A 13,020-nucleotide genomic window follows, 5' to 3' on the forward strand; every position below is an offset into this window, starting at 1 on the left:
CAGAACCGGAATTCTAACAGCTACAGGGGTGTTCCCGGTAGCCGTAATTTCAACGACGCAGCAGCGTCAGCACTTCTTCCAGCTCCATCCGTACCTGACGCACGATCTGGTGCGAAATGCTGGCCTCCATGCGCGCTTGCGGGCCTTCCAGCCGGGCACGGGCGCCGGTGATGGTGAAACCCTCTTCGTACAGCAGCGAGCGAATCTGCCGAATCATCAACACGTCATGACGCTGGTAATAGCGCCGGTTGCCACGCCGCTTGACCGGATTGAGCGCAGGAAACTCCTGCTCCCAATAGCGCAGCACGTGCGGCTTCACTCCGCAAAGTTCGCCCACTTCACCGATGGTGAAATAGCGCTTCGCCGGAATGGCGGGCAGCTCGGTGTTATTCCCCTGATCCAGCATAACTCTCGACTCTCACCTTGAGCTTTTGTCCCGGGCGGAACGTCACCACGCGGCGGGCGGAGATGGGAATCTCCTCACCGGTTTTCGGGTTGCGTCCCGGTCGCTGGTTCTTGAGCCGCAGATCGAAATTGCCGAAACCCGACAGTTTCACCTGCTCCCCTTTCTCCAGAGCTTCGCGGACCACCTCGAAATAGGCGTCCACGAATTCCTTGGCCTCACGTTTGTTCAGGCCTACGTCGAGGAAAAGCCGCTCGGCCATCTCCGCCTTGGTCAGCGCCATCTCATCCTCGCAACTTTGCCTTGCATGTTTGCTCCAACGCGGCTACCGCTTCTCGTATGCAACGGTCCGCGTCGTCATCAGTAAGCGTGCGTGAAGCGTCCTGTAAAATCAAGCCCATAGCGAGGCTTTTTCGGCCTTGCTCGACGCCTTTTCCGCTGTAGCGGTCGAACAGGCGCAGTTCCTGCAGGCGTTCGCCCAAGGCTTGCCGAACCGCTTCCTCGACCTGCGACCAACGCACCTCCTCAGGCAAATCCAGGGCGATGTCGCGACGCACCGTGGGAAACCGCGGTACAGCCCGCGCCAACGGCAGGCGACGCGCCAGCAACGGCTCCAGCGCCAGCTCCATCACATGCACGTCGGCGCCCAGATCCAGCGCCTTGGCCAGCTGCGGATGCAGGGCGCCCAGGTAACCCACCGTCTTGCCATCGCGCATGACCCGCGCACCGCGGCCGGGATGCAACCAGGCCGGCAGGCTGGTGGCGTCGACCGACCACCGCGACGGCTCGCCACCCCAGGCGATCAGGGCATCGAGATCACCCTTGAGGTCATGGAAATCCAGCGCGCGCGACGGTTCGCCCCACTGCTCCGCGCGAGCGTTGCCGCAGGCCACGATGGCGAGGCTCGGCGTTTCCCGCGGCGGGTTGCCCGCCGCGAAAACGCGGGCCACCTCGAACAACCGCACCCGCTCCTGCTGACGTGCGCGGTTGTGGCGCAGGGCCTCGATCAGGCCGGGCAGCAGCGAAGGCTGCATCACCGCCAGGTCGGCCGACAGCGGATTGGCCAATGAAACCAGCTCGTCGGTGAAACCCCAGCGCGTCAGCAGTTCCAGTGGCAAGAACGATAGATTGATTGCCTCGTGATAACCGCGCGCCGCCAACTGCTCGCGCAAGGCCAGCTCGCCGATGCGCGTTTCCGGCTCGACCGCCAGCGCAAGCGCACCGCTGGGGCGCAGGGTGGGGATGTTGTCGTAGCCGAAGATGCGCGCCACTTCCTCGATCAGGTCCTCCTCCCGCTCGATGTCGAAGCGACTGCTCGGCGCGATGACCTGCCAGCCATCGGGAAGGATGGTGACCTGCATGCCCAACGCGGTGAAGATGCGCGTCACCTCGCCATCGTCCACATCCACCCCGAGCACGCGTTTCAGCCGCGCGCGGCGCAGCGCCACCGGAGCGGGCCGCGGCAGGTCGGCGACATTTTCCGCAACCAGGATCGGGCCAGCCGTGCCGCCGGCGATCGCCAGAAGCAATTCGGTGGCGCGCTCCAGGGCACGACGCGGCAACTCGGGATCCACGCCGCGCTCGAAACGATGCGAGGCTTCGGTGTGCAAGCCCAGCTTGCGCGCGCGCCCCATGATCGCGGCCGGAGCAAAATGGGCCGACTCCAGGAAGACGTTGCACGTGGTCTCGGTGGCACGCGACTCGTGGCCGCCCATGACACCGGCAACGGCCAGCACCCGTTGCTCGTCGGTGATGAGCACAAAGCCCTCGTCGAGACGGGCATCGCTGCCATCAAGCAGCTTCAGCGTCTCGCCCGAACGCGAATGGCGCACCACGATGTCGCCATGCAACGCGTCGTTGTCGAACGCATGCATCGGCTGGCCCAGTTCCAGCATCACGTAGTTGGTGATGTCGACCACCGCACTGATCGGCCGCAGATGGGCGCGCCTGAGACGCTCAGCCATCCAGAGCGGCGTGCGTGCGGAAGGATCGATACCCTCGACGACGCGCCCCAGGTAACGCGGCGCATCCTTGCCTGCCTCCAGCCGGATCCCGCGGCGTGCGTCGGAGCTGACGGGAACCGTGACCGCCGCGGGGAGCTTCACGGCGCTGCCGAACAGCGCCGCCACATCGTAGGCCAGGCCGTGCAGGCTGAGGCAATCGGCACGATTGGGCGTGAGGCTGAGCTCGATGCTGGCATCGGGCAAGCCCAGATAGGTGGCCAACGGCTGCCCCACCGGCGCATCGGACGGCAATTCCAGCAGGCCGGACGCGTCGGCATCGATCACCAGCTCTTTGGCCGAGCAAAGCATGCCGTTCGATTCGACGCCACGCAGTTTCGCTGCCTGTATCGCCATGCCGTTGGGCAGTTTCGCGCCCACCATCGCCAACGGAACCTTGATGCCGGTGCGGGCATTCGGCGCGCCACACACGATCTGCAACAGCTGGCCCAGGCCCGCGTCCACCTGGCAAATCTGCAGGCGATCGGCCTGCGGGTGCCTTTCGGCGGCGACGATCTGCGCCACGACGACGTGCTCAAGGCATTCGCCCAGGGGAGTGACGTCCTCGACCTCCAGGCCAGCCATCGTCAGCGCGCGAACCAGGGTATCGCGATCGGCATCGATCTCGACCAGTTCACGCAACCAGTTCTCGGAAAAATTCATTGTTCGGACCCGGGAATGGGGAATAGCGAATGGGGATGGGAAGAGCAAAAGCCGTGGCACCGCGGCCGCTTTTACGATTCCCTATTTCCCCTTCCTATTCCCGTTTAAGCAAACTGTTTCAGAAAACGCAGGTCGTTCTCGAAGAACGCTCGCAAGTCCTTCACCCCATAACGCAGCATGGCGAGGCGCTCGACGCCCATGCCGAACGCGAAACCGGTGTAGCGCTCCGGATCGATGCCCACGTTCTTGAGCACATTGGGATGCACCATGCCGCAGCCGAGCACCTCCAGCCAGCGGCTCGATCCGTCCTCCTGCTCCCAGCGGATGATCACGTCCGCACCGGGCTCCACGAAGGGGAAATACGTGGGCTTGAACATCATCTCGAAATCGCGCTCGAAGAACGCGCGCAGGAATTCCGTCAGCGTGCCCTTGAGATCGGCCATGCTCGAGGTTTCATCGACAAGCAGGCCCTCGATCTGGTGGAACATCGGCGAATGGGTCTGGTCCGAATCGCTGCGGTAGACCTTGCCGGGCGCGATGATGCGGATGGGCGGCTGGCGGCCGGCCATCGCGCGGATCTGCACCGGCGAGGTATGCGTGCGCAGCAGGCGGCCATCACCGAAATAGAACGTGTCGTGCATGGCGCGCGCCGGATGATGCGGCGGGAAATTCAGCGCCTCGAAGTTGTGCCAGTCGTCCTCGATCTCGGGGCCGTCGGCGCGCTGGTAACCCAGCCGCGCGAAGATCGAGGCGATGCGCTCCAGCGCGCGGGTGATCGGGTGGATGCCACCACGCTCGCCGTCGCGCCCGGGCAGGCTGATGTCCAGCTTCTCGGAGGCCAGGCGACGATCAAGCTCCACCTGCTCCAGTTGCTGTTTGCGCGCGGCCAGCGCGTCGGCCAGACACTGCTTGACCGTGTTGACCTCGGCGCCGCGTGCCTTGCGTTCGTCCGGTGCCAGCGCGCCCAGCGACTTCAGCGCGGCAGTGACGATGCCACTCTTGCCCAGCAGGCCTACGCGCAACGCGTCAAGCGCGTCGAGCGTGGCGGCGTTGCCGATATCGGCCAGCGCCTGCTTGGCGCGGCTTTCCAGATCATCCATCGATGCGGTTCCGGTACTTGCTCGGGATTCGGGATTGGGATGGAGGTTCGGAACGGCTGCGCCTGTCGCTCTTGCCAATCCCGAATCCCCAATCCCGAATCCCGCCAAAAAAAACGGGGAGGAGACCAAAGCCTCCTCCCCGCTTGCTTTACATCATATCGCGCTGACGCAGAGGCGTCCGACGATCAAGCGGCCAGACTGGCCTTGGCCTTCTCGGCGATCACTTCAAACGCCTTGATGTCGTGCACGGCGATGTCGGCCAGGACCTTGCGGTCCACCGTGATGCCGGCCTTGCTCAGGCCATTGATCAGGCGGCTGTAGGACAGGCCGAACATGCGCGCAGCGGCGTTGATGCGGACGATCCACAGCGCACGGAATTGACGCTTGCGCTGCTTGCGGCCGATGTACGCGTACTGACCGGCCTTGACGACGGCCTGGTTGGCAACGCGGAAGACCTTGCGACGGGCGTTGTAGTAGCCCTTGGCACGACCGATGATTTTCTTGTGACGACGACGGGCGGTAACGCCACGCTTTACACGAGCCATGGTTTATCTCCTCGTCTTCAGTACGGCAACATGCGGGCGACACCCGGGGCGTCACACGCCTTCAGGTGGTTCTTGGCACGCAGGCCGCGCTTCAACTTGGTCGACTTCTTGGTCAGGATGTGTGACCGGTAAGCGTGACCGCACTTGATTTTGCCCGACGCGGTCTTGCGAAAACGCTTCGCCGCCGCCCGGTTGGTCTTGATCTTGGGCATGAAACTGCTCCTTGGGTGGGGAAAACCCCCGTTTCTGACTGATCTGGCGGCAACCGCAGGTTGCGCTTTCCGTCCTGCCACGATCGGTGCACGACCCATCCAGGCGGGTCGAACCGGCGATTATACGGAGTTCAAAGCCCCGATACCAGTAGGAGCGACTTCAGTCGCGATGCCTTTGTCCTGGAGCCTCCAGAGCAAGAGCATCGCGGCTGAAGCCGCTCCCACAGGTCGCGCCGACAAGACCAAGAGGGCCTCGTCGCGCGGGATTATTTCTTCTTCGGCCCGATCATCATGACCATCTGGCGGCCTTCCAGGCGCGGATAGGACTCCACCTGGCCGTTGTCGCCGATGTCTTCCTGGATCTTGCGGGCCAGGTTCTGGCCCAGGTCCTGGTGCGACATCTCGCGGCCGCGGAAACGGATGGTGACCTTGACCTTGTCGCCTTCCTCGAGGAACCGCAGCATGTTGCGCAGCTTGATCTGGTAGTCGCCCACGTCGGTGACGGGGCGGAACTTCACTTCCTTGATCTCGACTTGCTTCTGCTTCTTCTTGGCGGCCTGCGCCTTCTTCTGGGCTTCGAACTTGAACTTGCCGTAATCCATGATGCGGCAGACCGGCGGATCGCCGTTGGGCTGGATCTCGACCAGGTCCATGCCCGCTTCCTGCGCCAGTGCCAGCGCTTCGTCACGGGTCAGGATACCGAGCTGCTCCGCTTCGGCACCGATGACACGCACCCGCGGCACACGGATTTCCAGGTTACGACGATTGCCCTTGTTGTCGGTGGTTGCGATACCACGATCCTCCAGAAGAAGTGATGAAAAAGACCGCCGAATCTGAGCGTTCGGGCTCAGCGCCGGGTTTCGGTCTCCAGTCGTTCGATGAAGTCGGCCAGCGGCATGCTGCCCAAATCCTCGCCGGAACGGGTACGCACAGAAACCGTCCCCGTCTCTTTCTCGCGATCACCGACCACGAGGAGGTAAGGCACTTTCTGCATCGTATGCTCGCGGATTTTATAGCCGACTTTCTCGTTGCGCAAATCCGATTGTACCCGGAAACCTTTGTCGACAAGGGTTTGCGTCACCTGGGCGGCGTAATCGGCCTGCGCATCGGTGATGCTGAACGCCACCGCCTGAACCGGCGCCAGCCACGCGGGCAGCAAGCCCGCATGATGCTCGATCAGGATGCCGATGAAGCGCTCCATCGAACCCACGATGGCCCGGTGCAGCATCACGGGGTGTCGCTTCTGCGAATGCTCGTCGACGTATTCGGCGCCCAGGCGCTCGGGCATCATGAAATCCACCTGCATGGTGCCGACCTGCCAGTCGCGGCCGATCGAATCCTTCATGTGGTACTCGATCTTGGGGCCGTAGAACGCGCCCTCGCCCGGCAGCTCGGTCCATTTCACCCCGGCGGCCGACAGCGCGCTGCGCAGCGCGGCCTCGGCACGATCCCACACGTCGTCATCGCCGATGCGTTTTTCCGGACGCAGCGCCAGCGCCACGTCGATGTGCTCGAAACCGAAATCGGCGTAGACCTGCATGGCCTGCGCGTGGAAGGCGGTAACTTCCGGCTCGATCTGTTCCGGTGTGCAGAAGATGTGGCCGTCGTCCTGGGTAAACGCACGCACGCGCATGATGCCGTGCAGCGCGCCGGACGGCTCGTTGCGGTGGCAGCCACCGAATTCGCCGTAGCGGATCGGCAACTCGCGGTAGCTGTGCAAGGTGGTGTTGAACACCTGCACATGCCCGGGGCAGTTCATCGGCTTCAGCGCGAACGTGTGCTTCTCCGACTCGGTGAAGAACATGTTTTCCTGGTAGTTGTCCCAGTGGCCGGACTTCTTCCACAGCGACACGTCCAGCACCTGCGGGCAGCGCACTTCCTGGTAGCCGCTCTTCCTGTACACGCCGCGCATGTACTGCTCGACCTGCTGCCAGATGGCCCAGCCGTTCGGGTGCCAGAACACCATGCCGGGGCTTTCTTCCTGCTGGTGGAACAGGTCGAGCTGCTTGCCGATCTTGCGATGGTCGCGTTTCTCGGCCTCTTCCAGCTGGAACAGGTACGCCTTCAGGTCCTTGTCGTTGAGCCACGCGGTGCCATAGATGCGGGTCAACATGGCGTTGTTGGAGTCACCGCGCCAGTACGCACCGGCCACCTTCATCAGCTTGAACGAGCGCAGCTTGGCCGTGTTCGGCACATGTGGGCCGCGGCACAGGTCGGTGAACTCACCTTGCGAATACAGCGAAAGATCCTCGTTGGCGGGAATGCCCTCGATGATCTCGGCCTTGTATTCCTCGCCCAGTCCACGGAAGAACGCCACCGCCTCATCGCGCGATTTCACCGTACGCGTTACCGGCAACTGCTCGGCCACGATCTTGTGCATCTCCGCCTCGATCTTCGGCAGATCCTCGGGCGTGAACGGGCGCTCGTAGGCGAAATCGTAGAAGAAGCCATTGTCGATCACCGGGCCGATCGTCACCTGCGCGCCCGGAAACAGTCGCTGCACGGCCTGTCCCATCAGATGCGCGGTGGAATGGCGCAGGATCTCCAGCGCCTCGGGGCTCTTGTCGGTCACGATCTGCAGGCTGGCGTCGTGATCGATCGAAAAACCGGCATCGACCAGCTGGCCGTCGACCTTGCCGGCCAGCGTGGCCTTGGCCAGGCCGGCGCCGATGGAGGCGGCCACGTCCTGCACGGTAACGGGATGATCGAACGGCTTCTTGCTGCCGTCGGGTAGCGTGATCTCAATCATGGATGGCACCTGATGACCCGCCCCAGTGGCGGATCGAAAAACGAAGTATGACTGCAAGCGTGCTCACTGGCCGCAAAGACCGGGTAGCGGCCACGAAAAAGGGCGCAAAGCGCGCCCTTCGGTACTGCCTTGCAGGATGGGGTCAACCGGAAACGTTGCTAGTGTCCATGTCACACACTCGACCGGCGGTTACCCGCAGGCCACCACGGCAGGCGCGAAGGGACCAAAAAGTTACTTCGCACCTGTTCGGGTGTCAACGCCGCCACTGATCCAGCCGGACACCAGCTCCGGGTGCGCCTTCACCCATGCGCGGGCATTTTCGTCGGCATCCGCGCCCGGCTGCCGACCGGCCGCCATCACCTGCTGCATCTGTGCCGACGTCCAGCGGAAGCCATCGAGTATCGTGTAGGCCCTGGGCTTGTCGTGCTGCAGACCTTTGCGCACGAGCGTGTCGATGTCTTCGGCACCGCCGAAGCTGCCCTTGGGATCGGCCAGGTATTTCAGCTTCCAGCGCGCCCACATCCAGTGCGGCGTCCAGCCGGTCACCACGATCCACTGCCGCGCGCCGATCGCGCGCCCCAGCGCGGCGGCCATGCTGGCGTCGGTGCCTTCGACGAGTTTCAGCGGCAGCTGGTAGGTCTCGATCGCCTTGCGCGCAATGCCCATCTCGCCAGCGTCGGGATCGATGCCGACGATGCGGTGGCCGAACCGATCGGCGTGCGCGGCCAGCTGATCGATCGTGTCGATCGACACGTAATCAGGCACCACCAGACCGATCCGGGTGCCGGCCATGTTCGGCCCCAGGTTGATCAACCGGTCCTGGGCACGCGCGTAATAAGCCGCGTGCGTGCTGGGCAACCAGGCGCACACGGTGGCATCGGCGTCGCCTTGCGCCAGCGCCGAATACATCGCTGCGCCAGTCAGCAGGACGGTTTTTACGCGAAAGCCTTCCTGCTCCAGCACGGCCTTGACCACGTGGGTGGCGTCGGAGCAGCTGGACCAATCCACATAAGCGAGCTTCACGTCGCGCGAGAGCGCTGACGACGTATCCGCCGGGTTGCCGGAAGGCGCTGTGCAGCCGCCCACCAGGGCAAGCGCGAGCATGCAGGCAAGCACTGGACGACGCTGGAGCAGCTTGTCGATCATGGCATTCCCCTGAATGGCCGCATGCAGGCAAACATTGTAGAGCGATCGCGTGGCGATGCGTCCCGCCGCGCGGGCAGCGGCCGGTAGAATGAGCGAACCTGCACTCATCGGATCCCTCCATGCGCATCCTGGTTACCGGCACCGCCGGCTTCATCGGCGCCGCCCTGGCGCAACGGTTGCTGGATCGCGGTGACGAGGTCTATGGCTTCGACAACCACAACGACTATTACGACCCGGCGCTGAAGGAAGCACGGCTGGCGCGCTTCATCGATCACCCGAACTACACGCACCAGCGCGCCGACCTGGCCGATGCTGCTGCGGTGGATCAGGCGTTTGCCGCGTTCCAGCCGCAGCGGGTGGTGAATCTGGCGGCGCAGGCGGGCGTGCGCTACTCGCTGCAGAACCCGCGCGCCTACGTGCAAAGCAACCTGGTCGGCTTCGTCAACATCCTGGAAGCGTGCCGCCATGGCAAGGTCGGGCATCTGGTCTATGCATCGTCCAGCTCAGTCTACGGCGCCAACCGCAAGATGCCTTTCGCGCTGGAAGATGCCGTCGATCATCCGGTGAGTCTGTACGCCGCCAGCAAGAAGGCGAACGAGCTGATGGCGCACACGTACAGCCATCTATACGGCCTTCCCACCACCGGCCTGCGCTTCTTCACCGTGTATGGTCCATGGGGCCGACCGGACATGTCGCCAATCCTTTTTGCCGACCGGATCAGCCGGGGCGAGCCGATCGACGTGTTCAACCACGGCCACCACAGCCGCGATTTCACCTATATCGACGACATCGTGGAAGGCGTGATCCGTGCGCTCGACCATCCGGCCGAAGCCGACCCCGCGTACGACGCCGAGCACCCCAATCCCGCCACATCGAGCGCGCCCTACCGCGTCTACAACATCGGCAACGACCAGCCGGTGCAGCTGATGCGCTTCATCGAGTTGCTGGAGCAGAACCTGGGCCGCACCGCGGAAAAACACCTGCTGCCGATGCAGCCTGGCGACGTGGCCGACACCTGGGCCGACGTTTCCGCGCTGCGCCGCGACGTGGGCTACGCGCCGGCCACCTCGATCGAGGAGGGCGTGGCGCGTTTCGTGGAGTGGTATCGCGGGTATTACGCGTAACCCTTGTGGGAGCGGCTTCAGCCGCGATGCCCTTCGGGTGCTGCCGAGATCGAAGGCATCGCGACTGAAGTCGCTCCCACCATCAGGGCCAAGGCATCAAAACGGCTTGGCGAGCACCAGCCAAATCACGCCCAGCAGCAGCAAGACCGGCAGTTCGTTGATCCAGCGCAGTGCCCGGGCCGATGGAAGGTTGCCGCCGGCAGCCTTGCGCTTCAAGGCACGGCCAGCCCAGATGAAATACGCCAGCAGGATGGCCACCAGGGTCAGCTTGGCGTCGATCCAGTGCGTGCCCGCGGTGACGTTCGGCAGCGCCGTCGGAAACACCCGCCAGCCCTGCCACAAGGTCACGCCGAACAGGAAAGCCATGCCGAACATGTTGTGACCGAACTTGTACAGACGCCGCCCCATCAACTGCAGCCGCGCCTGCACCGTCGGTTCGTTCGCGGTTTCGGCCAGGTTCACCAGGATCCGCGGCAGGTAGAACACCGTGGCCATCCAGGCGATCACGAACAGCAGATGCAGCGACTTGATCAACAGATAGGTCATGACAACGCTCCGTGGACAAACAAAAACGGCGCGGCCTGTGGGGCCGCGCCGTTCGGGGTATTGGTGGGCGGTACAAGGATCGAACTTGTGACCCCTACCATGTCAAGGTAGTGCTCTACCGCTGAGCTAACCGCCCGTCTCGCCACGGCATGCCGTGCGAGCCGCGCAGTATACGGTAGCGACCGGCGGTCGACAATAACCCATGCACCGACGGCAAGGCGCCGCCAAACCCAGGTAAAAATCCAGACGCCTGGCGGCTTCAGCGCACTGACGCGAAGCAGACGCTTCCTTCCCCCGCTATGCGGGGGAAGGTGCCGCAGGCGGATGGGGGCGCTTTTGATCTTGCTTCCAAGGCGAAGCGCCCCCTTCAGCCCTTCGGGCAGCTGTACTCGCGCCATCCATGGAACTCGCCCTACAGGCGGCTCGCGCCGCACAAAACGGTAATCCTGCCGTTTTGTGCCCCGCAGGGAGGGAAGCAAAAAAGCTAACGCAGCGATTGCTCGCGCAGCTGGTGAATCTGGTCGCGCAGCTTCGCGGCGTCCTCGAACTCGAGATTCTGCGCGTGCTTGTACATCTGCGACTCCAGCTTTTTCAGCATGCTGGCGGCCTGCGAAGCGCTGAGGCCGGCGTAGTCGGCCGGTTGCTCGGCCACGGCGCGGACACGGGTCTTGCTGCCGCGGCGGCTGCCGACCTCGCTGCGCGCCCCCTCCATGATGTCGGCGATGCGCCGCACGATGGTGGTGGGCACGATGCCCTGCTCCAGGTTCCAGGCGATCTGCTTTTCGCGGCGGCGGGCGGTCTCATCCATCGCCGCCTGCATCGAGCGGGTGACGTTGTCGGCGTACAGGATGGCCTTGCCGCGCACGTTGCGAGCTGCGCGGCCGATGGTCTGGATCAGCGAGCCGGTGGAACGCAGGAAGCCTTCCTTGTCCGCATCCAGCACCGCCACCAGCGACACCTCGGGCATGTCCAGGCCCTCGCGCAGCAGGTTGATACCGACCAGCACATCGAACTCGCCCAGGCGCAGGTCGCGGATGATCTCGCTGCGTTCGACCGTCTCGATGTCCGAGTGGAGGTAGCGCACCTTGATGTCGTGCTCTGACAGGTATTCGGTGAGGTTCTCGGCCATGCGCTTGGTCAGCGTGGTGACCAGCACGCGGTCACCCATGGCGATGCGCTTGTGCGCCTCGCTGAGCAGGTCGTCGACCTGGGTACGCACCGGCCGCACTTCCACTTCCGGGTCGACCAGGCCGGTGGGGCGCACCACCAGCTCGGTCACCGCGTCGCCGGATTTCTGCAGCTCGTAATCGCGCGGGGTGGCGGAGACGTAGATCGCGCGCGGCACCCGCTGCTCCCATTCCTCGAACTTCAGCGGCCGGTTGTCCATCGCCGAAGGCAGCCGGAAACCGAACTCCACCAGGGTCTCCTTGCGCGAGCGGTCGCCTTTGTACATGGCGCCCAGTTGCGGCACGGTGACGTGCGATTCATCCACCACCAGCATGCCGTCGGGCGGCAGGTAGTCGAACAGGGTCGGCGGCGGTTCGCCGGGCAAGCGGCGGGTGAGATGGCGCGAGTAGTTCTCGATGCCCTGGCAGTAACCCACCTCCACCATCATCTCCAGGTCGAAGCGGGTACGCTGATCCAACCGCTGCGCCTCGACCAGCTTGTTGTCGCGGTACAGCACTTCCAGCCGCTCCTTCAGCTCGGTCTTGATCGTCTCGGTGGCGTTGAGCACGCTCTCGCGGGTGCTGGCGTAGTGCGTGCGGGGGTAGACGGTGTAGCGCGGAATCTTGCGGATCGTCTCGCCGGTGAGCGGATCGAACAGCGCCATGTTTTCCACTTCGCCGTCGAACAGCTCGATCCGCAACGCCTCGGTTTCCGACTCGGCCGGAAACACGTCGATGATCTCGCCACGCACGCGGTACGTACCGCGGCGCAGTTCCATTTCGTTGCGGGTGTACTGCAATTCGGTCAATTGATGGATCAGCTTGCGCTGGTCGATCCGTTCGCCCTTGGCCAGGATCAGCCGCAGGCTGAGGTAGTCCTCGGGATTGCCCAGGCCGTAGATCGCCGACACGGTGGCGACGATGATGGAGTCCCGCCGCGACAGCAGCGCCTTGGTCGCCGACAGCCGCATCTGCTCGATGTGCTCGTTGATCGAGGCGTCCTTCTCGATGAACGTGTCCGACGCCACCACGTACGCTTCCGGCTGGTAGTAGTCGTAGTAGCTGACGAAGTATTCCACCGCGTTGTGCGGGAAAAACTCCTTGAATTCCCCGTACAACTGCGCCGCCAGGGTCTTGTTCGGCGCCATCACGATGGTGGGCCGCTGCACCTTCTCGATCACGTTGGCGATGGTGTAGGTCTTGCCCGAGCCGGTGACGCCCAGCAGCGTTTGCGCGGCCAGGCCGGCCTCGAAACCTTCGGCCAGGCGTGAGATCGCCTGCGGCTGGTCGCCGGAGGGTTGGTACGGAGCAACGAGTTGGAAGCGGTCGGTCATCGGCTACATGTGTGGGTGCGACGGGCCATTTT

12 protein-coding genes and 1 tRNA gene are annotated in these 13,020 nt (G+C 63.9%); 1 reads left to right on the forward strand and 12 read right to left on the reverse strand.

What is annotated here, in order from left to right:
• Positions 1-49: 49 nt before the first annotated feature.
• From ASD68_RS15750 to ASD68_RS15790, 9 genes are all read right to left on the reverse strand, one after another.
• The gene (locus tag ASD68_RS15750; RefSeq protein WP_007080316.1) at positions 50-406 is read right to left on the reverse strand and encodes a MerR family transcriptional regulator; all 357 of its coding nucleotides are present in this window, start codon (positions 404-406) and stop codon (positions 50-52) included.
• Positions 387-686, reverse strand: coding sequence for an integration host factor subunit alpha (ihfA, locus tag ASD68_RS15755; RefSeq protein WP_007080317.1), 300 nt, complete (start codon positions 684-686; stop codon positions 387-389). The genes ASD68_RS15750 and ihfA overlap by 20 nt, the downstream gene beginning before the upstream one ends.
• Before the next feature lies 1 nt (position 687).
• Positions 688-3,066 (reverse strand): phenylalanine--tRNA ligase subunit beta, encoded by a 2,379-nt coding sequence (gene pheT / locus ASD68_RS15760; RefSeq protein ID WP_056608470.1) that lies wholly within the window; start codon positions 3,064-3,066, stop codon positions 688-690.
• A gap of 104 nt (positions 3,067-3,170) precedes the next feature.
• Positions 3,171-4,166, reverse strand: coding sequence for a phenylalanine--tRNA ligase subunit alpha (pheS, locus tag ASD68_RS15765; RefSeq protein ID WP_056608473.1), 996 nt, complete (start codon positions 4,164-4,166; stop codon positions 3,171-3,173).
• 185 nt (positions 4,167-4,351) lie between these two features.
• Positions 4,352-4,711, reverse strand: coding sequence for a 50S ribosomal protein L20 (rplT, locus tag ASD68_RS15770; protein ID WP_056085486.1), 360 nt, complete (start codon positions 4,709-4,711; stop codon positions 4,352-4,354).
• A gap of 17 nt (positions 4,712-4,728) precedes the next feature.
• Positions 4,729-4,923, reverse strand: coding sequence for a 50S ribosomal protein L35 (rpmI, locus tag ASD68_RS15775; protein ID WP_007080321.1), 195 nt, complete (start codon positions 4,921-4,923; stop codon positions 4,729-4,731).
• Positions 4,924-5,189: 266 nt separating this feature from the next.
• Entirely contained in the window at positions 5,190-5,729 is a 540-nt protein-coding gene (gene infC / locus ASD68_RS15780; protein WP_082520303.1) for a translation initiation factor IF-3, read from the reverse strand.
• 41 nt (positions 5,730-5,770) lie between these two features.
• On the reverse strand, positions 5,771-7,672 hold the full coding sequence (gene thrS, locus ASD68_RS15785) for a threonine--tRNA ligase (RefSeq protein ID WP_056085487.1): 1,902 nt from the start codon (positions 7,670-7,672) through the stop codon (positions 5,771-5,773).
• A 231-nt stretch (positions 7,673-7,903) separates the two neighbouring features.
• A complete protein-coding gene (locus tag ASD68_RS15790) occupies positions 7,904-8,818 on the reverse strand; it encodes a glycine betaine ABC transporter substrate-binding protein (protein WP_056608476.1) in 915 nt (304 codons plus the stop codon).
• A 119-nt stretch (positions 8,819-8,937) separates the two neighbouring features.
• On the opposite strand from ASD68_RS15790, the gene ASD68_RS15795 reads away from it, so the two are divergent.
• On the forward strand, positions 8,938-9,942 hold the full coding sequence (locus ASD68_RS15795) for an NAD-dependent epimerase (protein ID WP_056608479.1): 1,005 nt from the start codon (positions 8,938-8,940) through the stop codon (positions 9,940-9,942).
• Between the two features lie 96 nt (positions 9,943-10,038).
• On the opposite strand, the gene ASD68_RS15800 is transcribed toward ASD68_RS15795, so the two are convergent.
• The 3 genes from ASD68_RS15800 to uvrB form a co-directional block, all read right to left on the reverse strand.
• Positions 10,039-10,488 (reverse strand): CopD family protein, encoded by a 450-nt coding sequence (locus tag ASD68_RS15800; RefSeq protein WP_056608482.1) that lies wholly within the window; start codon positions 10,486-10,488, stop codon positions 10,039-10,041.
• 61 nt (positions 10,489-10,549) lie between these two features.
• Positions 10,550-10,624 (reverse strand) — tRNA-Val (locus ASD68_RS15805).
• Between the two features lie 348 nt (positions 10,625-10,972).
• Positions 10,973-12,988, reverse strand: a complete 2,016-nt coding sequence (gene uvrB / locus ASD68_RS15810) for an excinuclease ABC subunit UvrB (protein ID WP_056608485.1) — start codon at positions 12,986-12,988, stop codon at positions 10,973-10,975.
• Positions 12,989-13,020: the final 32 nt, after the last annotated feature.

Source organism: Rhodanobacter sp. Root627 (assembly GCF_001427835.1).
In the GTDB taxonomy this organism is placed as follows: domain Bacteria; phylum Pseudomonadota; class Gammaproteobacteria; order Xanthomonadales; family Rhodanobacteraceae; genus Rhodanobacter; species Rhodanobacter ginsenosidimutans.

Coding starts and splice junctions, on each gene's coding strand:
- ASD68_RS15750 (WP_007080316.1), bottom strand. CDS start 406: ATGCTGGATCAGGGGAATAACACCGAGCTGCCCGCCATTCCGGCGAAG.
- ihfA (WP_007080317.1), bottom strand. CDS start 686: ATGGCGCTGACCAAGGCGGAGATGGCCGAGCGGCTTTTCCTCGACGTA.
- pheT (WP_056608470.1), bottom strand. CDS start 3,066: ATGAATTTTTCCGAGAACTGGTTGCGTGAACTGGTCGAGATCGATGCC.
- pheS (WP_056608473.1), bottom strand. CDS start 4,166: ATGGATGATCTGGAAAGCCGCGCCAAGCAGGCGCTGGCCGATATCGGC.
- rplT (WP_056085486.1), bottom strand. CDS start 4,711: ATGGCTCGTGTAAAGCGTGGCGTTACCGCCCGTCGTCGTCACAAGAAA.
- rpmI (WP_007080321.1), bottom strand. CDS start 4,923: ATGCCCAAGATCAAGACCAACCGGGCGGCGGCGAAGCGTTTTCGCAAG.
- thrS (WP_056085487.1), bottom strand. CDS start 7,672: ATGATTGAGATCACGCTACCCGACGGCAGCAAGAAGCCGTTCGATCAT.
- ASD68_RS15790 (WP_056608476.1), bottom strand. CDS start 8,818: ATGATCGACAAGCTGCTCCAGCGTCGTCCAGTGCTTGCCTGCATGCTC.
- ASD68_RS15795 (WP_056608479.1), top strand. CDS start 8,938: ATGCGCATCCTGGTTACCGGCACCGCCGGCTTCATCGGCGCCGCCCTG.
- ASD68_RS15800 (WP_056608482.1), bottom strand. CDS start 10,488: ATGACCTATCTGTTGATCAAGTCGCTGCATCTGCTGTTCGTGATCGCC.
- uvrB (WP_056608485.1), bottom strand. CDS start 12,988: ATGACCGACCGCTTCCAACTCGTTGCTCCGTACCAACCCTCCGGCGAC.